This is a genomic window from Photobacterium sp. DA100, from assembly GCF_029223585.1.
Lineage (GTDB): Bacteria > Pseudomonadota > Gammaproteobacteria > Enterobacterales > Vibrionaceae > Photobacterium.
In genome coordinates this window covers 945,694-964,534 of sequence record NZ_CP119423.1, presented here as the reverse complement: position 1 = coordinate 964,534, position 18,841 = coordinate 945,694, and the positions used below count along the sequence as shown (strand labels likewise).

Here is an 18,841-nt window from a genome sequence, read left to right as displayed (position 1 = left end):
AAGAATGGATGTTAGGTATGAACAACGATAGCTTTGCGAAATCAACGGAGATTTTGAAGCAGGCCGTTCCCCTGATGATTAAGCACAAGGTACCCACCACCCCAACCAACTATGCCCTGTGGTATACCTACAGCTCCCAGCAAAACCCCCAGCTCAATATGGCGCTCGACAGCGGTATTGAATCCCTCGGACATTGCACCCCGACACTGTGTGAAAGCCTATACCAAGACCACCTCGCCCGGCAGACAGACAACGACGTCAAACAACTTAAGCTAAGCCTCACCGCGATGATGCAGGAGCTGTCCCACAGCATGGCTGATACCCTGTCAGATACCAACAACTTCCACAATGCGCTGGAGAGTACGTTTGGGCGGCTGGAGCAAGTGGGCAAAGAAGGGATCTCCCTGGAAGAGACCGTCGGTCTGGTGCGCGAACTGCTCCGCGAGTCGCAGCAGATGCGCCAGTCAACCGGGCTGTTCAAAGGCCAACTCGATTCGGCCCAGCAAGAGATCCAATCATTGCGGGCAGCACTGAATAAAAGCCAACAACAAGCCAACGAAGACGCCCTGACCGGACTCTACAACCGTAGGGCCTTCGATCAGGACATTCAAAGCTATCTCGAGAACCAGATCCCGACGAGCCTAGTGCTGCTGGACATTGACCACTTCAAGTACTTCAACGATGAGTTCGGCCATCTCATGGGTGATCAGGTCCTGAAAATGGTCGCCAAAAGGCTCACAGAGTGCTGCCGCGATTATGCCAAGGCCTACCGCTTCGGCGGGGAGGAGTTTGCAATTTTGCTTCCGCATAAGTCACTGCCCTCTGCCCGCCAGCAGGCAGAAACCATGCGTAAAGCCATTGAAAAGATTTCCGTACTCGACAAGAAGTCCGGGCAGCGGATCAACTCGGTAACCGCCTCGTTCGGTATTAGCAGCTCAGAGGAAAGAGAGCACAGCATGGCACTCATCGAGCGGGCCGATCACTTCCTCAAGCAAGCCAAGCAACTCGGGCGAAACCGCGTCCTGCCCATTACCTGAGCCCAGATGGGCCGGCACCTCCGGTCAGTCCACCGACTGACCGCCCTGCCCGCTTCCAGCTACTGACCAAATCGCTGCCCACCTTTATTCAGCCATTCCAGCTCTTCTTGGGTTGACAGGCGACCGAATACCGCATTGCGGTGAGGGAAGCGGCCAAAACGCTTAATCACCTCGTGATGGCTTACCGCATACTGATAGAATCCCTCAAAAGTACTGGCATGGGCCGGTGTCACCGCCTGCAGTAACCGATCAAAGCGAAATACCGATTCCTCCTGATCTTCGATAGCTTCCGAGTGCTCAAGGGGTAAGTAGAAAAACACCCGCTCAATCGGGGTTAGCTCCAAGTCTTGATTATTCGCCAGGCCACGCTTGCACAAGGCCAACGCCAGCGAGTCATAACGAAACGCTGCGCTTAGCCCGCGGTAAATATTGCGGGTAAACTGATCGAGCAAAATGATCAGCGCAAGCGTTCCCCTAGGCTCCTCGGTCCATTTGCTGAGCTCACCACGTCCTGCCTGGCTGACTAGGTGACGAAAACGCTCCGCGATAAGTTGATCGGTTTCTTCCCCACCACGAAACCACAGCTGATTTCGATCCTTGACCGTCACTTCTTCATCTATCTCGCCAAACCAAAAGTCCAGCACCTCTTGATATTGAGCCACCATGTATCATTCCCTCCAAGCACTTCGTCACGATACCGCTACACAGCGGCTAAACCCAATCCAACTTCCCGAGAACCTGTTCACCGACGCACAAAAAAATACCGCCTGCCCTAGCAGAAAGCATTGCGGCTGCCTTATATTCACACTATCTTACAGTCATCAGTGCAGCTCCTGATACCTATATACCCAAGTTACCTCAAGGTAACTTGGGTATATCCTACCCCAAAGCGAATTTTTGGCTGTTGGCAAATATCTCAGCATGTGAGCTACACAATACAATTAAGGAATAATCCCATGCAGTTTTCACTTCACCCGAGACTGGCCGCAGATACTACGGTTATCGGAAACCTGCCCCTGTGCCAGGTACTATTATCCAAAGAAGCCCTGGGGCCTTGGCTCATTTTAGTTCCCCGCAAAGCAGAACTCCGTGAAATCCATCACTTGCCTGAACCCGATCAGATACAGTTGTTAAAGGAGTCCAGTGCCGTCGCCGCCGTATTAGAAAACGACTACCAAGCCGACAAAATCAACGTCGGGGCCTTGGGCAACCTTGTCCCGCAATTGCATGTCCACCACATTGCCCGCTTCAAGAATGATGTCGCCTGGCCAGGGCCAGTTTGGGGCAACACCGACGGCACCCAACGCAGCGAGTCCGTACAGCAAGCCCTCGCGGAAGAGCTTAGGGCCGAGCTAAGCCATATCGAAGGCTTCAGTGCAGTAGAATAACAACGCATTAAAAAAGGCAACCCGGAGGTTGCCTTTTTATTTCATACTGCTGCCTAGCCACGCATGACGGTGACAGCAAGCTCATCTGACTTGAGGGGACGGTACCAGATCTCTTTGGCACTCTGGCAACAGCCATCACTGTCGCAGCCTATCAGCTCCTTGCCCAACTTGCCTTTGCGGATCCACACATCCAGCATGGCCTCGACCCCGTCTTCCGACAGACCGAATCGCATCGCCAAAGCCTTGCGGCTGGCGCGCCCGTGTTGCTCAATGTACTGTTTCAGCTGCTGCAGGATCATAGTGTGACAAGCTCCTCTGCTTGCATCTGCTGCCCTTTACGCTTGAAGGTAATGAACAGGCCGGCATTGATAGCAGTGAAGACCCCAATCCACAGCATGCTCGTGGCCGGGTGATCCGCGAAGTGAGCGATCTGGTAGTAGTACGTTGCGAAAGTATACGCCAGCAACATGGTATAGCTCGCGATAAACAGCGAGTACTTCTGGCCGAACTCACGCACATAAGCACCCATTGCCGCCGCACATGGCGTATAAAGCAGAATGAAGATCAGGTATGCCATGGCTGCTGCAGAGCTCACAAAGTGGGCTTGGATATTGCCAAAGATCGACGCATCGACTTCCTGCTCTTCGGCTGCCGCCACTTTATCTTCCAACTCGCCCACCGTGATACCCAGCGGATCCGAGTAGCTTAGATCTGCCAGGTTGGCACCAATACTGGCTACCGCTTCCTGAAGGCTACCCATCAGGTCGTACTCGGCCTCCTCTTCACCCGCAGCTGGCGCATACAGGTTATTCAAGGTGCCCACTACCGCTTCTTTAGCAAAGATACCCGTTAGGATACCCACCGTAGCCGGCCAGTTGTCTTCTTTAATACCAATTGGAGACAGTACTGGTGTCACAACTTGGGCGGTCTTAGCCAATACCGAGTTCGGGGTATCTTCGTTACCGAATGAGCCATCCATACCCAGCGAGTTGAAGAAGCTCAGAATGGCCACCACGACAACGATAGTCTTACCGGCACCCATTACAAACTTATTCAGTTTCTGCCAAGTTTTGATCCCGACGTTACGCATCGTCGGCATTTCATAGTCTGGCATTTCCATGATGAAGCTATCGCTGCTTCCCGGGTAGATGGTGTGGCGCAGTACCAAGCCAGTCAATACCGCAGCGGCAATCCCCAATAAGTAGAGCGCAAACACAACGTTCTGGCCATTTTCAGGGAAGAAAGCGGCGGCAAACAGGGCGTAAACAGGAAGGCGAGCACCACAAGACATGAACGGTGCCATGGCAGCAGCAAGCTTGCGCTCACGCTCCTGCTCAAGCGTACGGGTTGCCATAATAGCCGGTACGTTACAGCCAAAGCCCAGCACCAATGGCACGAACGCTTTGCCCGGCAGGCCGACTTTCTGCATCACTTTATCAAGCACAAAGGCCGCACGCGCCATGTAACCAGAGCTTTCCAGCATCGCTAGGAACAGGTATAGGCAGGCAATCACCGGAATGAAGGTTGCCACCGTCTGGATACCACCGCCGATACCGTCAGCAATAACGGTTACCAGCCATACCGGTAGGTGATCATCGAGCAAGTAGTGTCCGCCGTCGACAAGGATAGCGCCCGCACTGATATCGAAAAAGTCGATAAATGCACTGCCGATGTTGATAGAGAACATGAACATCAGGTACATCACAACAAAGAAGAATGGAATACCAAACGCACGGTTCAATAAAACAGCATCGATCTTGTCGCTCAGGCTACGGCTCAGTTTGCCTTCCTGGCGGCGCACCTTGCTGCATAGTTGGTGCAAGAAGCTATAACGCACATCGGCAACCTGGATATCAGGATCAACATCCACCATCAGAGTGTTGCGAACATTGCATACCTGATTTTTTTGCTCTTCAGATAACTGGTTGATCACCAAAGTATCATTTTCCAGGGCCCGGATAGCCTGGGCACGGCCATTCAAATGCTCATCAGTAAAAAAAGCTTCCGTTTCGGCAATCGCTTGCTCAAACTGGGGACCGTAATCCAGCGTCAGTTCATTAATGGCAATACCCTGAGCCAGCATCTTGTGCAGTTGGGTTTTGAACTCTGTGACTTGCTTAAGGTTGTTCGCTGACAGGCTCATCACCGGACAACCCAGGGCTTTTTCCAGCCCCTTGATATCTAGCTTTTGGCGCTGGCGCTCAAGCACATCCATCTTGTTCAGTACAACAACCATTGGGCGGCCCAATTCGCGAAGCTGAAGCGTCATGTACAAGCTGCGCTCAAGGCATGATGCATCCACCACGTTGATGATGACATCTGCAGGCATGGTCAAGATGGCGCGCGAGGCAATAGCTTCATCCAAGCTGTTGACATCATTGGCACTATCAAGGTTATAGATCCCCGGGAGATCGGTCAGAGCAAAGCTATCACCCGCGCATTCGTAGCGGCCAGTCTTCTTCTCAACCGTTACACCGGCCCAGTTACCCACCTGCTGCTTGGCACCCGTCAGGCCATTGAACAACGTGGTCTTGCCGCTGTTCGGATTACCTACTGTCAGAATACTGTATTGCATCAGTTCACCTCCACATCAATGCTTTCTGCAAGTTGTTTGCGTAATGCGATATCCACACCACGTACTCGCACCTGAAGAGGATCGCCAAGAGGTGCCACCCGAATCACGCTCACTGGTGTATTCGGCAGCATTCCCATGACCATAAGCTTTTTGCGGGTAGCTGCTGGCAAGCCAGCTAAACTGGCAACCCTTCCCTCAGCCCCGCATGACATTTCTGACAGTTTCATTCTAAATCGCTACCCTAAATAAGAATAATTAGCATTAATGCTTACAATGTTACAGATTGAAACACATTCAATGTTGTTTTAAATCAATAAATCACCCTCATTTTTGCATTCATTGTTTGCAATATTGACACGCGGCACAATTTTTAACCCATCCGACCAAAAGACGTCACCATCAATATGTTAATGAATAAAGGTTCACTTCTAAAACAAAGGGTTACGTTATTGATTAAGCACTGCATGTTAATGCCTGTACAACAAACAAATAAGGAAGTATTGACAGTCATAAAGCTAGCGCCAGCAGAATGGACGATAGTCTAGCGAAATGAACGCAGGGAGCCGCGGCTGGCGCGAGAGTGATATTGGTCAGCATAATATGGCCATAAGGCCATATTATGCCCGTTTAATCTTGCTTTACTCGACCGCAGGCAAACTCGGCAGGCGTTTGCCCGCTATAAGCGGTAAACCTGGCACTAAAATAGGCGGGATCTTTGAAGCCACAGGACAGCGCGACGTCACCCACACTGTCCCCTTGCTTGAGCATTACCGCCGCCTGCTCAAAACGGAACTGAGTGACATAGTCTTTAAACGACAAGCCGAACTCTTGTTTGAAATGCCGCTGGAATGTTCGCTCTGACATATACAGTGCCTTGGCTGCTGCTGAGGTACCAAAGTCACCGGAATGGAAATGCTCGGAAACCAGCGAATGGACATTTTCCTGCCACTCCTTTCCAGTTGGCTCGCCAGCAGCCGCGATTTTCACCGTTGCTGCACGCCGAGCATCCAGCAAGTTTTCGATCTCCGCTTGCATTGGCTGTCCCAGCAGCGGCTCGTTCAACACCAAATCAGCCCAGCTGACGTTTCTCAGATATTGGGCGTCAATCTGTGCTGAGGCACTAAGCAGAACGAACACCGGGCCATGGCCGCCAAAAAAGTGTTTCCTCAATCCCTGCAGCAACTGTTCGTCACTGGGCACCAGTACCTGATGGTCAACAATCACAACATCAGGCAGAGGGTCATCGAGCAAGATTAAGTCTTCGTAATCGGCCCGGGTATAGGTCACATGGTAGTGTTCGGATAACAGCTTACCCCACTCCGTTTCGGCAAGGGCCTCCTCACCAATCACCATTAGCCAGGGATAATGCTCCACTGTCTTCTGAGACTCTTCGTTAGAGTGGCTCCTGCCCTCCCGAGGAACGGACAACGGCAAGCGAATGATAAATTCACTCCCTACCCCCTGGTAGCTGATCACTGAAATGACACCGTGATAGCGCTCGACCAGTTGCTTGACGGTGGTTAGCCCCAGGCCAAACCCAGCTTCGGGGCTAAGCTGAGGATCCTCTTGGTAGTAACTATCGAATAAGCGTGCCTTGGTCTGGTCAGTCATTCCCCGCCCTGTATCACTGACCGATATGATAAGCTGCTGCTCACGCTCTTTTACACTGACCGTGATCCCGCCCTTATTGTCAGTGTACTTGAGTGCATTAGACAACAAGTTACCCAGCATGATTTCGAGATGGTAGGGGGCTAGGTCAATTGATGTATCGGCACCAGTATGATCCTCGAGGCAAAGCGCAATTTGTTTCTTCTCGGCTTCAACCTGCCAGCTCATGCAGCACGCCTGAATGATAGGACTGACCAGCTGCTCGCAAGCTTTTTCTGGCTCCACCAATGCAAAAACGTCACGCGACAAAATCTGCTCGGCCACATGCAGAGCATGAGCGACATTCCTTTCAGTAATATCAACCTTACTTGGAGCCTGGCTAAGCGGACGGAGATCAGACAGCAATCCCATTGATAGCTGCAGCGGGGTTCTGAGCTCATGGGAAAGCTGTGCCATCACATGCTGCCTTACATCTAGAATCCGTTGCAGATGTACATTGCTAGCATTTAACTGCCTCTTCTGAAGTTCGATTTTTGCCGTTTTTTGATACACCGATTGCTTAAGCTGCTGGGCTTGCACCTTAAAGAGTTTGCTCCGCCAGTAGAAGAACAACAAAATCAGCACCAGGGCGGCTACAGCTAATACACCCAATAGCGCCTGATAAACTTGCCATGAAGATTGCACCCTGAAGTCATAACTCAGGGCCGACGAATTATTATCGGAAGGATTCACGCGGCGTACTTCGAGTGTATACCGTCCCGCGGATAAAACACCGACAGGCAAAAGTGGCTGGCTAACAATTTTCCATTCCCCAACCTGATTGCTTTCATCAATCAATCGGTATTGATAGAGTGCAGAGGGTGCAGGCAATACCTTCAACTTAAAAGCTATCGATGCCCCATACGGCAGTCTTCGTAGCTGGTTCCAGCTATCTCCCAGCGGCCAGATATCGTTATCTATCCAAACCGCGCTCAGCTCCAACTCCGGTTCATCCGGCAGCTCCTCAAACATGGCCGGCTCCGAAATACGCAGCAGCCCTTGTCGGTATCCCAGCACCAAAGCATTCAAGTTATCCTGCAGACAAGCACGGGAGCCAAGATCGTCAGATAGTAGGCCCGATTTAAACCCGAGGTGCATCTTTAAATCGGCATAGTAGCTGATATATGAAAGCCCATTACTGGAAGAGAGCCATATCCCGTTGCTTCCCCTTGCGATGCAATAAAGCTGTGCAAACTCGGGGGTGAGTTTTACCTCTTGCAGTTTGAGTGGTTTGAGTGCCTGAGAGAGCTGCAACGCATAATTCGTAGCGACCCATAACTGCCCCATGCGATCTTCGAAAATATCAACAATGCCCCCTTGTTTTGCCGTATTAGGAACAAGGTTGAGCACCCCCGCCTCGAATTGGTAAAGGCCATAGGTCGTCCCCACCCACACCTGATGTTCACTATCTTCGACAATGCTGGTGATCTGCTCTCCACCGGCGGGATCCCTGAACCAGTGGTGTCCAAAGGACATCCAATCCCTAAATTCAGGCCAATAGCGATACAACCCGCCTTCAGAGCCGACCCAGAGCGAGCCAAAATGGTCAACCATTATTCGTTCTAGCGGCTGCTCCTGGATATCTTCAGGTATAGCAATACGCTCCAAATGTGACTGGCGAATATCATACAAAGTGATCCCGTCTTCCTGCAGAATCCAGAGCCGACCATCAGACAGGGCCAATTGCTCTACCTTCCCCACGCTATCAATATGCTCTACGACATCAAGCATGGATGAGAGCTTGAACAGGCCATTATCAGTCGCTAACCAATAGTAGCCATCACCGCCATAGGCGGCATCGCTAATAAAATTGGCATCTATCAGTCCTTTGCTGCCTCCCAGCCGGATCCGGCTGAATAGATGGGAGCCAGCCGGTAGCAGGCTTACCCCCTTGGGCGTCGAGACCCACAGATTCCCCTGCAGGTCTTGATGAAGCCTCTGTACCCGCCGATCTGGCAAGGCATAACGATCATTATCAGAGGGCATAAAGTGCGCTTTTATCTCCCCCTTATTCGTCATCAGGTATAGCCCCATGGTGCTCCCCACCCACACTCCCTGGGGTGTCGGTTGCATGCTGAGCACCGCGGGCTGACTTCCATCATCGCCCAGAGGCTGCAGAACACCCTGCTTGCCTCTAATCAGCCCCCGGCGGGTACCAAACCATGGCTCGCCGAGTGGGTCTTGTACAACCGCGGTAATATGGTGCTCAGATAAAAGTCTGGTTGGCGGCTCGTCGAGCGACAGGTATTGGTAGACGCCTTGCTGGGTGGCAGCATAAAGATGCTTATCCGTCACATATAGGCCGGCAAGCTTAACCGGATGGGGAAAGGCAACAAATTTCACGTCTGGATCGTTATCAGTTAATCGATATAGTCCCCGGCGATTGGCAAACCAAGCCGCGTTGTCCCGCTCGACCACCGATTCCACGGGTATTTGGCTAATATTGAGTCTTTCGAGACTGGCTGAGAGGGGGGAATAGGAATAGGCATGGTTATCTTTAACCAACCAGAGCGTGTTACCAACCATCGCCGCATCGGTCACACCTGTCACGGCGTTACCGGTTCTTTCAACTGCAGGTTTAAGATTAATGCCGTCGTGGAACAGTAGCTGCCCGCGGCTATCCACCAGCCACAAACCTTTATTTGTATCATTAACGATTTTTCGTACGGACAATGTACCTAGCCCGCTGAACTCAGGCATTGAACGAAACATGTAGCTTGAAGCAAATACCGCCACCGAGCTCATCAAACCGATACCCAAGAGCAGTAATACAAGTGAAAACCGTCTGACCATAACAGCGCAAAAGTTACCTTACCCCTAACCCCCGACATTATGCAGTATTGACAGACTGAATATAAGCAGACATTTATAAATTGAGGCAAGATGCATAAAAAAACGCACCAAGGTGCGTTTTTTTATCTTAATTACGATGTAACACGTTGATATATTAATATAACGGTTATTTCAGGCACTGGCTAAAGCTTTGCCCTAATTGATTGAGAAACTCAACGTAGCTCCCATCACCGTAGGCTATGTCCGTTCCCATTGGATCTAAAGTACCAATATTTACGTCCGTTCCCCGGATCACACTATCAACTACGGCCGGTGAGAACTGTGGTTCGCTAAATACACAGTGAGCATGCTGCTCTTTCAAGGAATTACGAATTGATATAAGCGTCTTGGCACCTGGACGACGATCGGGTTCAACGGTGAAGTGGCCAAGGTTGTTCAGACCAAACTGTTCTTCAAAATAACCGTAGCCGTCATGGAAGACAAAGTAACCACGATCGGAAACCGGGGCCAGTTTCTGTTCGATAGAAGCCATTGCCGCTTTCACTTCCGCGGTGAAGTTAACCAAGTTGGCTTCAAATTTCTCTTTATGGCCCGGGTCGAGTTGAGCCAGTTTAGCGGTGATCACCTGCGCCGCCTGTATGGCTTGCTCTGGACCTAGCCAAAGGTGCGGGTCAATCCCCTCATGACTGTGACCATGATGGTCATCGTGATCATGGCCTTCGTGGTCACCGTGCCCGTGCGAGTCGTGATCATGGCCTTCGTGGTCATCGTGCCCGTGCTGGTCGTGATCATGGCCTTCGTGGTCATCGTGCCCGTGCTGGTCGTGATCATGGCCTTCGTGGTCACCGTGCCCGTGCTGGTCGTGATCATGGCCTTCGTCACCATCACCATAATGGCGGAAGTTAATACTGCCTTGCGCCGTCAATGTCAGCACATTTTCTTTACCCTCAAGCAGCCGGGTCAGAAACTGTTCCAATTCAGGCCCTACCCAAATCACCAAGTCTGCTTCATTAAGCTTTCTGGCATCGGACGGACGCAGCGCATAATCATGCGGCGAGGCCCCCGCCGGCAACAGTGTCTCCGTCGACGTCACTCCCTGGGTCAGCTCTTGGACGATCATGGTAATTGGCTTAACAGTTGAAACCACCTTAAGTTCTTCGGCATGCAAAACGGGTGCAGCTAGAAGCCCTAAAGTGCTGCAACTGAGGAGTAAACGGCGCATAATAGATTCCCTGAATAATTCTTGATTACAACAACTGCCAGAGATGTTATATTATAACATCTCACTTTGGCAATTATCTAAGCAAAGAAAAATATGACCTCCTTAGTTGAATTACAGTCGGTCACAGTCACCTTCGCCGAACGGCACGTACTGGATCAGGTTTCGCTCAAGCTGGAGCGGGGACAGATCACGACCCTGATCGGCCCAAATGGTGCCGGCAAGTCGACGCTTGTCAAAGTCATCACCGGGTTGAACAAACCAACAGTCGGGAAAGTTATACGCCAAAAAGGACTTCGCATAGGCTATGTACCGCAAAAGCTGGCCCTCAATAGCACGCTGCCGCTCAGTGTTGACCGTTTCATGCGTTTGGCAGGCCGCTACACAGAGGCGCAGCGAATCGAGGCGCTGGAGTTAGTCAGTGGCAAACACCTTCACCACAGTAATATGCATTCGCTATCGGGTGGCGAGATGCAGCGGGTACTGCTGGCCCGTGCCCTGTTGCAACAGCCCGACTTGCTGGTCCTTGATGAGCCGGTACAGGGGGTAGATGTCAATGGCCAGCTGGAGTTGTACAGCCTGATCCAGTCACTCCGTGACAAGCTCAACTGCGCGATCTTGATGGTATCGCACGACCTGCATCTCGTGATGGCAAAAACCGACCATGTGATTTGCCTGCACCACCATATCTGCTGCTCGGGCGAGCCGGAGGTGATCACCAACCATCCATCGTATGTGGCACTGTTTGGCCGCCACCAATGCGAGCAATTGGCCCTTTACCAGCACCACCACAACCACGAGCATGATTTATCTGGCAACCCCGTCGGCCCCTGCCAGCACGAGCATCAACATAACGAACAACACGAGACCAACAATGCTTGATTTATTGCTTCCCGCACTGATTGCGGGTATTGGCATCGCCGTTCTTGCCGGCCCACTCGGCTCTTTTGTCGTATGGCGCAAGATGGCCTATTTCGGCGATACCCTATCCCATGCTTCCCTGTTGGGCATTGCGCTTGGTTTTCTGTTCAATATCAATCTTAACCTTGCATTGCTGATTTGCTGCTTGGCGCTCGCGGTTATCTTGGTCAGCCTGCAGAAGCAGAAATATGTGGCAACCGACACCTTGCTGGGAATCCTTGCCCACAGTGCCCTGTCGCTAGGCTTGGTCGCGGTAAGCTTCCTCGATCACGTCCGCATCGACTTGATGTCTTACTTGTTTGGTGATCTGCTGGCCGTTACCCCTACCGATCTGCTTTGGATCTACGGTGGCGGCGCTATTGTGATGACCATGCTGATCACCCTGTGGCGACCGCTACTTTCCATGACTATCAATGAAGAGTTGGCGCAGGTGGAAGGCGTGAATGTTGATTTGATGCGGCTGCTGCTGATGTTAATGGTCGGCATGGTGATTGCGGTTGCGATGAAGTTTGTCGGCGCCCTGATCATTACGTCCCTGCTAATCATCCCTGCGGCAACCGCCCGCAAGTTCTCACACAGCCCGGAGATGATGGCGGCCTTGGCGTCAGGGTTGGGAATTATTGCCGTCATGTGTGGCTTGGCCATGTCGTGGCATTATGATACTCCGGCAGGCCCATCGGTAGTTGTCGCGGCGGCGGGCCTGTTCCTGCTGAGCCAGTTCAAGCGCACCGAGGCCTGATTGTATCCCAGCGCCAAATCAATGATACAGCAGCCCAATCTCGGGCTGCTGTTCCAATATCCTCTCCATAGCACATCCATTTGAACAAGCCCTTTAGTTAAACAAGCTTCGATACCGGCTGTTACAGGTGCTCTTTACCTGCATCGCATACCTCCCTTGAGCATTTACTTTGCCAACCAGTGCAGAAATCTGCCAATAAAAAACCCGCCAGGTGGCGGGTTTCATTAGAGCTTGGAGGTAATTACCAACCAGTGACTTCGCGCAGAGCTTTACCGATATCGGCAAGGCTCTTAACGGTTTTCACACCCGCAGCTTCCAGCGCCTGGAATTTATCTTCTGCCGTGCCTTTGCCACCAGAGATAATCGCACCGGCATGGCCCATACGCTTGCCTGGAGGTGCCGTCACACCGGCAATGTAGGAAACAACCGGCTTGCTGACGTTCTCTTTGATGTAAGCCGCCGCTTCTTCTTCTGCCGTGCCACCGATCTCCCCGATCATCACAATCGCCTCGGTCGCCGGATCGTTCTCGAACAGCTCAAGCACATCGATAAAGTTCGAACCAGGAATTGGGTCACCACCGATACCGACACAGGTAGACTGACCGAAACCTTCATCAGTGGTCTGCTTCACGGCTTCGTAAGTCAGCGTACCCGAGCGAGAAACAATACCGACTTTACCCGCTTTGTGGATGTGGCCAGGCATGATGCCGATCTTACACTCATCTGGTGTGATCACACCCGGGCAGTTTGGACCAATCATACGCACGCCAGCTTCATCAAGGCGTACTTTGACATCCAGCATGTCCAGCGTCGGAATACCTTCTGTGATGGTGACAATCAGCTCGATACCCGCATCAATCGCTTCTAGGATGGCATCTTTACAGAATGGTGCCGGTACGTAGATAACGGTCGCAGTGGCGCCAGTAGCTTCAACCGCTTCACGCACGGTATTAAATACAGGCAGACCAAGGTGCGTAGTGCCGCCTTTACCCGGAGAAACACCACCGACCATCTGTGTTCCGTACTCAATGGCTTGCTCTGAGTGGAATGTACCCTGACCGCCAGTAAAACCCTGACAGATCACCTTGGTATCTTTGTTAATTAGCACAGACATTATTTACCCTCCGCTGCAGCAACAACTTTTTCCGCTGCTTCAGTAAGGGAAGTCGCAGCAATGATGTTCAAACCACTCTTCGCCAGGGTTTCCGCCCCCAGCACCGCATTGTTACCTTCAAGGCGAACCACTACCGGTACTTCAACACCGACTTCTTCGACCGCACCGATAATACCTTCGGCAATCAGGTCACAACGGACGATACCACCGAAGATGTTAACCAATACCGCTTTGACATTGGTATCAGATAGGATGATCTTAAATGCTTCGGTGACACGCTCTTTGGTTGCACCGCCACCGACATCAAGGAAGTTGGCCGGTTGGCCGCCGTGTAGGTTAACAATATCCATGGTACCCATCGCCAGACCGGCACCATTGACCATACAGCCGATGTTGCCGTCCAGGGCGACATAGTTCAGCTCCCACTGTGCCGCATGCGCCTCGCGCTCGTCTTCCTGTGATGGATCGTGCATTTCGCGGAGCTTAGGCTGGCGATAAAGCGCATTGGAGTCGATGTTGATCTTACCGTCCAGACAAAGCAGGCTGTCATCACCGGTGATCACCAACGGGTTGATTTCCAGCAGGGCCAGATCATAGTCGGCAAACATGTTGCCGAGACCCAGGAAAATCTTGGTGAATTGCTTGATTTGGTCGCCTTTCAGGCCCAGTTTGAATGCCAACTCGCGTCCCTGGTACGGCTGCGGGCCAACAAGCGGGTCAATCGCTGCTTTGTGGATAAGCTCCGGGGTTTCCTCAGCCACTTTTTCGATTTCCACACCGCCCTCGGTCGACGCCATGAACACGATACGACGTGTGCCACGGTCAACTACCGCACCTAGGTACAGTTCGTTAGCGATATTCGAGGCTTCTTCAACCAGAATTTTTGTTACCGGCTGGCCATTTGCATCAGTCTGATACGTTACCAGATTCTTACCCAGCCACTTCTGGGCAAAGTCCTTGATGCCGTCTTTGGTGTCGTGCAGTTCAACACCGCCCGCTTTACCGCGGCCACCGGCATGGACCTGACATTTCACAACCCATTTATCACCACCAATTTTGCTTGCTGCTTCAGCCGCTTCCTGTGGTGTGTCGCAAGCGTAACCTTCTGGAACTGGCAGACCGTACTCGGCGAACAGCTGTTTCGCCTGATATTCATGCAAATTCATGATGTTCTATCCGTTTTCATATCCCTTGGGGAATCGTTATATCCATGTGAAATACTCTTTGGTATTTCTTCGTTTGTAGCTGCAATAGTGGCAGGCCAACTGTCGAGCCTCACTGGCCTGCCTGCAGGGTTACACGTCTAGAAGCAGACGCGTAGGATCTTCAAGTAGCTCTTTGATGGTTACCAGGTAGCCAACCGACTCACGACCATCAACCAGGCGGTGATCGTAGGACAGCGCCAGGTACATCATCGGCAGGATTTCCACCTTGCCATCCACCGCCATCGGACGATCTTGGATCTTATGCATTCCCAAAATAGCCGACTGTGGTGGGTTGATAATTGGTGTCGACATCAATGAGCCGAATACACCACCGTTAGTGATGGTGAAGTTACCGCCTGTCAGCTCATCCACTGTCAGCTTGCCGTCACGGCCCTTGATGGCCAGGTCGCGAATACCTTTCTCGATTTCCGCCAGGCTCAGCTTGTCGCAGTCACGCAGAACCGGCGTCACCAAACCGCGCGGCGTTGAGACCGCGATGCTGACGTCAAAGAAGTTGTGGTAAACAATGTCGTCACCGTCAATCGAGGCATTCACCTCAGGGTAGCGCTTGAGCGCTTCCACCACGGCTTTCACATAGAAAGACATAAAGCCCAGACGAATACCGTGGCGCTCTTCGAAAATGTCTTTGTACTGCTTGCGCAGATCCATGATTGGCTTCATGTTGACTTCGTTGAACGTCGTCAGCATCGCCGTGCTGTTCTTCGCTTCCAGCAGACGCTCCGCGACACGCTTGCGCAGACGGGTCATCGGCACACGCTTCTCGCTACGGTGGGCAATCGGCGCTTCAGCTTTCGCCTCAACCGCTGGTGCGGCCGGGGCCACTGCCTGCTTGCCTTCTTTGACGAATGCTTCGACATCTTCACGTGTGATACGACCGCCCACACCCGTGCCCTTCACGTCCGCGGCATTGATGCTGTGCTCGGCCAACAGGCGGCGAACTGCAGGGCTCAAGGCTTCGCTGGTCTCATCACCCAGAGCCGCAGTGTTGCGCTTGTTCGGTGAAGACTCAGCTTCTGCAGGAACATCCTTGGTCGGCTCGCCAGCAACAGCACCGGCTTTGATCTTGCCGATCAGCTGCTTGGTCAGTACTGTCGTACCCTCATCTTCAAGAATTGCTTCAAGAATACCATCTTCCGGTGCCGGTACTTCCAACACCACTTTGTCTGTTTCGATATCAACCAGAACTTCATCACGGGTTACAGCATCACCCGGCTGCTTGTGCCAAGTTGCTACTGTTGCGTCTGCAACTGATTCAGGTAAATCGGGAACCAGAATTTCGATCGTCATATCGGTTTTGTCCTTTTTGTTCCAGTTCTTATTAATCTATGGTCAATGCGTCTTCGATCAACGCTTTTTGCTGTTTCAGGTGAACCGACATGTAGCCAACAGCCGGAGATGCTGAAGCCGGACGGCCTGCATATTCAAGCTGGGCGCCGGCCGGAAGCGCAGAACGGAAGTTGTGCTGGCTAGAGTACCAGGCACCTTGGTTCTGAGGTTCTTCCTGACACCAAATAAAATCAGTAACATGTTGATAGTCCGCCAGGGCAGCTTCAACGTCTTCTTTCGGGAACGGATAAAGCTGCTCGATACGCACGATCGCCACATCGGTCTGCTCGTTCTTGCGGCGTTGCTCCAGCAGGTCAAAATAGACCTTACCCGAACAGAACACCACGCGCTTGACCTGTTTCGGATCAAGATCGTCAATCTCACCGATTGCCGGCTGGAAAGTACCGTTTGCCAGATCATCCAGGCTCGAGATACACAGCGGGTGGCGCAGCAGCGACTTCGGCGACATCACCACCAATGGGCGACGCATCGGGCGAACCACCTGGCGACGCAGCATGTGGTAAACCTGTGCCGGCGTCGATGGGATCACTACCTGCATGTTCTGTTCAGCACACAACTGCAGATAACGCTCGAGGCGAGCCGACGAGTGCTCGGGCCCCTGCCCTTCGTAGCCGTGCGGCAACAGCATGGTCAAACCGCACATCCGGCCCCACTTCTGCTCACCAGAGCTGATGAACTGGTCAATCACCACCTGGGCACCATTGGCAAAATCACCAAACTGAGCCTCCCAAATAGTCAGGCCGCTTGGTTCAGCCGTGGCATAACCGTATTCAAAAGCCAGCACCGCCTCTTCTGACAGTACCGAGTCAAAGACTTGGAAAGGACCTTGCTTATCATGGATATTGGCAAGCGGAATATAGGTGCTCGCATCATTCTGGTTGTGAAGTACCGAATGGCGGTGGAAGAAAGTACCCCGGCCTGAATCCTGGCCGGTAATACGGATTCGCTTACCTTCGTCAACCAAGGTGGCATACGCCAAGGTTTCAGCCATCCCCCAGTCAATCGCCCTTTCACCTTCCGCCATTGCCATGCGATCGTTATACAGTTTCTGCACACGGCTCTGAAGCTTGTGGCTTTCTGGGAACTGGCAGACCCGCTGGGCAAGCTCCTGCAGACGGGTGTAGTCAACCTGATTATCCCAGTCCACCGTCCAGTCATGGCCGATATACGGTGCCCAGTCTACCGAGTGAAGTTTCATCGGGCGCCACTCTTTGACCACGCACTCACCCCGGTCAAGAGCATCACGGTACTCGTTGATCAGTGACGTGGCAGTTTCCAGATCAACCGTGCCTTCATCGGTCAGTGAATCGGCATAGATCTTACGCGGTGTCGGGTGCTTCTTGATTTTTTGGTACATCAACGGCTGAGTCGCATTCGGCTCATCCGCCTCATTGTGGCCGTGGCGGCGGTAACACACCAGATCAATCACCACGTCGCGCTTGAAGGTATTCCGGAAGTCCAAGGCAATACGGGTAACGAAAGCGACCGCTTCTGGATCATCGGCGTTAACGTGGAAAATCGGTGCCTGTACCATTTTGGCGATATCGGTACAGTACTGGGTCGAACGGGTATCATGCGGGTTGGAGGTCGTAAAGCCGATCTGGTTATTCACCACGATACGCACCGTGCCACCGACCTGGTAACCACGCGACTGGGACATATTGAATGTTTCCGCAACCACCCCCTGGCCAGCGATCGCCGAGTCACCGTGGATGGTGATCGGCAGAACCTGCGAGCCATCTCTATCGCCCAAGCGGTCTTGTCTGGCCCGAACCGAACCGACCACGACCGGGTTTACGATCTCGAGGTGGGAGGGGTTAAATGCCAGCACAAGGTGCACATCACCGCCCGGTGTCGCAAAGTCGGCCGAGAACCCCTGGTGATATTTCACATCGCCAGTACCCCACGTCTCGTCGTGCTTACCGGCAAACTCATCAAACAAGTCCTGTGGTTTTTTACCCAGCACGTTGACCAGCATGTTCAACCGGCCACGGTGGGCCATGCCGACAACCACTTCACGGGCACCGTTGGAACCGGCGTAGCGGATCAGCTCTTTGACCATAGGGATCAGGGCATCGCCCCCTTCCAGCGAGAAGCGCTTGGCCCCCGGGAATTTCGCGCCCAGGTAGCGCTCAAGCCCTTCCGCAGCGGTAAGCTCGTCCAAGAAAGTCAGTTTCTCTTCCTTGGTAAAAGTGCCGCGTCCAACAACCGACTCAAGGCGCTGCTGAAGCCAGCGCTTTTCGTCAGTATTGGTAATGTGCATATATTCTGCACCGATGGAGCCGCAGTAGGTCTTCTTCAGCGCATCATAAAGTTCTGACAACTTCATGGTCTCCTGCCCGATGGCAAAAGAGCCGACATTGAATGTCTCGTTGAAGTCATCGACGGTCAGGTTATGGAATTCAGGATCGAGATCGGATACCCGCTCCTGCTGCCATAGCCCCAACGGATCTAAGTTTGCATGCTGGTGCCCGCGGAAACGGTATGCGTTAATCAACTGCAATACCTTAACCTGCTTAGCATCAACATCTGGATCGCTGACGGTCGCACTTAGATAGGTTGTTTCCTTCGCTAGACGCCGGAAATAGTCGCGAACACGTGAATGGGGCTGTTCTACAACCGTCTCATTCACGACAGGCAAATCACTGAACACGTGACGCCACTCTTCATCTACTAAATCTGGGTCGCTAAGATACAACTCGTAGAGTTCCTCTACATAAGTTGCATTGGCGCCAGCCAGGTGTGAAGACTCAAGCCAAGCCTTCATAACGCCGTTCTGCATTGTTTTCCCTTAACCACTAGTTATCGCCATTTTCCCGGTCTTGCTCACCGGAA

14 protein-coding genes are annotated in these 18,841 nt (G+C 52.4%); 4 read left to right on the top strand and 10 right to left on the bottom strand.

The features are described 5' to 3' along the window. Positions 1–17 precede the first annotated feature (17 nt). Positions 18–1,037: a GGDEF domain-containing protein gene (locus PTW35_RS04890; RefSeq protein ID WP_281026752.1), complete on the top strand. Its 1,020-nt coding sequence runs from the start codon at positions 18–20 to the stop codon at positions 1,035–1,037. Between the two features lie 59 nt (positions 1,038–1,096). On the opposite strand, the gene PTW35_RS04885 is transcribed toward PTW35_RS04890, so the two are convergent. After that, entirely contained in the window at positions 1,097–1,702 is a 606-nt protein-coding gene (locus PTW35_RS04885) for a DUF924 family protein (RefSeq protein WP_281026751.1), read from the bottom strand. A gap of 291 nt (positions 1,703–1,993) precedes the next feature. Between PTW35_RS04885 and PTW35_RS04880 the strand changes: the two genes are divergently transcribed. Continuing rightward, positions 1,994–2,425: an HIT family protein gene (locus PTW35_RS04880; protein ID WP_281026750.1), complete on the top strand. Its 432-nt coding sequence runs from the start codon at positions 1,994–1,996 to the stop codon at positions 2,423–2,425. Between the two features lie 53 nt (positions 2,426–2,478). On the opposite strand, the gene PTW35_RS04875 is transcribed toward PTW35_RS04880, so the two are convergent. The 5 genes from PTW35_RS04875 to PTW35_RS04855 form a co-directional block, all read right to left on the bottom strand. Further along, positions 2,479–2,724 (bottom strand): FeoC-like transcriptional regulator, encoded by a 246-nt coding sequence (locus tag PTW35_RS04875; RefSeq protein WP_281026749.1) that lies wholly within the window; start codon positions 2,722–2,724, stop codon positions 2,479–2,481. Next, on the bottom strand, positions 2,721–5,000 hold the full coding sequence (feoB, locus tag PTW35_RS04870) for a Fe(2+) transporter permease subunit FeoB (protein ID WP_281026748.1): 2,280 nt from the start codon (positions 4,998–5,000) through the stop codon (positions 2,721–2,723). Before feoB ends, PTW35_RS04875 begins: the two co-directional genes overlap by 4 nt. Next, a complete protein-coding gene (locus tag PTW35_RS04865) occupies positions 5,000–5,227 on the bottom strand; it encodes a FeoA family protein (RefSeq protein WP_281026747.1) in 228 nt (75 codons plus the stop codon). Before PTW35_RS04865 ends, feoB begins: the two co-directional genes overlap by 1 nt. A 400-nt stretch (positions 5,228–5,627) precedes the next feature. Continuing rightward, the gene (locus tag PTW35_RS04860) at positions 5,628–9,440 is read right to left on the bottom strand and encodes an ATP-binding protein (protein WP_281026746.1); all 3,813 of its coding nucleotides are present in this window, start codon (positions 9,438–9,440) and stop codon (positions 5,628–5,630) included. 166 nt (positions 9,441–9,606) lie between these two features. Then, positions 9,607–10,662 carry a zinc ABC transporter substrate-binding protein gene (locus PTW35_RS04855; RefSeq protein WP_281026745.1) on the bottom strand — a complete coding sequence of 352 codons (1,056 nt, stop codon included), beginning with the start codon at positions 10,660–10,662 and terminating at the stop codon, positions 9,607–9,609. A 93-nt stretch (positions 10,663–10,755) separates the two neighbouring features. Between PTW35_RS04855 and znuC the strand changes: the two genes are divergently transcribed. Beyond that, positions 10,756–11,541, top strand: coding sequence for a zinc ABC transporter ATP-binding protein ZnuC (znuC, locus tag PTW35_RS04850; RefSeq protein ID WP_281026744.1), 786 nt, complete (start codon positions 10,756–10,758; stop codon positions 11,539–11,541). Continuing rightward, on the top strand, positions 11,534–12,319 hold the full coding sequence (znuB, locus tag PTW35_RS04845; RefSeq protein ID WP_281026743.1) for a zinc ABC transporter permease subunit ZnuB: 786 nt from the start codon (positions 11,534–11,536) through the stop codon (positions 12,317–12,319). Before znuC ends, znuB begins: the two co-directional genes overlap by 8 nt. Before the next feature lie 241 nt (positions 12,320–12,560). Here the strand turns inward: znuB and sucD are convergent, their stop codons facing one another. The 4 genes from sucD to sucA all read right to left on the bottom strand — a co-directional run bounded on the left by sucD (position 12,561) and on the right by sucA (position 18,788). After that, positions 12,561–13,433 carry a succinate--CoA ligase subunit alpha gene (sucD, locus tag PTW35_RS04840; RefSeq protein WP_281026742.1) on the bottom strand — a complete coding sequence of 291 codons (873 nt, stop codon included), beginning with the start codon at positions 13,431–13,433 and terminating at the stop codon, positions 12,561–12,563. Beyond that, a complete protein-coding gene (gene sucC / locus PTW35_RS04835; protein ID WP_281026741.1) occupies positions 13,433–14,599 on the bottom strand; it encodes an ADP-forming succinate--CoA ligase subunit beta in 1,167 nt (388 codons plus the stop codon). The genes sucD and sucC overlap by 1 nt, the downstream gene beginning before the upstream one ends. 129 nt (positions 14,600–14,728) lie before the next feature. Next, a complete protein-coding gene (gene odhB / locus PTW35_RS04830) occupies positions 14,729–15,946 on the bottom strand; it encodes a 2-oxoglutarate dehydrogenase complex dihydrolipoyllysine-residue succinyltransferase (protein ID WP_281026740.1) in 1,218 nt (405 codons plus the stop codon). Between the two features lie 31 nt (positions 15,947–15,977). Further along, entirely contained in the window at positions 15,978–18,788 is a 2,811-nt protein-coding gene (sucA, locus tag PTW35_RS04825) for a 2-oxoglutarate dehydrogenase E1 component (protein ID WP_281026739.1), read from the bottom strand. Positions 18,789–18,841: the final 53 nt, after the last annotated feature.

Bases quoted from the DNA above. Each gene is read 5' to 3' on its own strand.
- PTW35_RS04890 (WP_281026752.1), top strand. From the start codon at position 18: ATGAACAACGATAGCTTTGCGAAATCAACGGAGATTTTGAAGCAGGCC.
- PTW35_RS04885 (WP_281026751.1), bottom strand. From the start codon at position 1,702: ATGGTGGCTCAATATCAAGAGGTGCTGGACTTTTGGTTTGGCGAGATA.
- PTW35_RS04880 (WP_281026750.1), top strand. From the start codon at position 1,994: ATGCAGTTTTCACTTCACCCGAGACTGGCCGCAGATACTACGGTTATC.
- PTW35_RS04875 (WP_281026749.1), bottom strand. From the start codon at position 2,724: ATGATCCTGCAGCAGCTGAAACAGTACATTGAGCAACACGGGCGCGCC.
- feoB (WP_281026748.1), bottom strand. From the start codon at position 5,000: ATGCAATACAGTATTCTGACAGTAGGTAATCCGAACAGCGGCAAGACC.
- PTW35_RS04865 (WP_281026747.1), bottom strand. From the start codon at position 5,227: ATGAAACTGTCAGAAATGTCATGCGGGGCTGAGGGAAGGGTTGCCAGT.
- PTW35_RS04860 (WP_281026746.1), bottom strand. From the start codon at position 9,440: ATGGTCAGACGGTTTTCACTTGTATTACTGCTCTTGGGTATCGGTTTG.
- PTW35_RS04855 (WP_281026745.1), bottom strand. From the start codon at position 10,662: ATGCGCCGTTTACTCCTCAGTTGCAGCACTTTAGGGCTTCTAGCTGCA.
- znuC (WP_281026744.1), top strand. From the start codon at position 10,756: ATGACCTCCTTAGTTGAATTACAGTCGGTCACAGTCACCTTCGCCGAA.
- znuB (WP_281026743.1), top strand. From the start codon at position 11,534: ATGCTTGATTTATTGCTTCCCGCACTGATTGCGGGTATTGGCATCGCC.
- sucD (WP_281026742.1), bottom strand. From the start codon at position 13,433: ATGTCTGTGCTAATTAACAAAGATACCAAGGTGATCTGTCAGGGTTTT.
- sucC (WP_281026741.1), bottom strand. From the start codon at position 14,599: ATGAATTTGCATGAATATCAGGCGAAACAGCTGTTCGCCGAGTACGGT.
- odhB (WP_281026740.1), bottom strand. From the start codon at position 15,946: ATGACGATCGAAATTCTGGTTCCCGATTTACCTGAATCAGTTGCAGAC.
- sucA (WP_281026739.1), bottom strand. From the start codon at position 18,788: ATGCAGAACGGCGTTATGAAGGCTTGGCTTGAGTCTTCACACCTGGCT.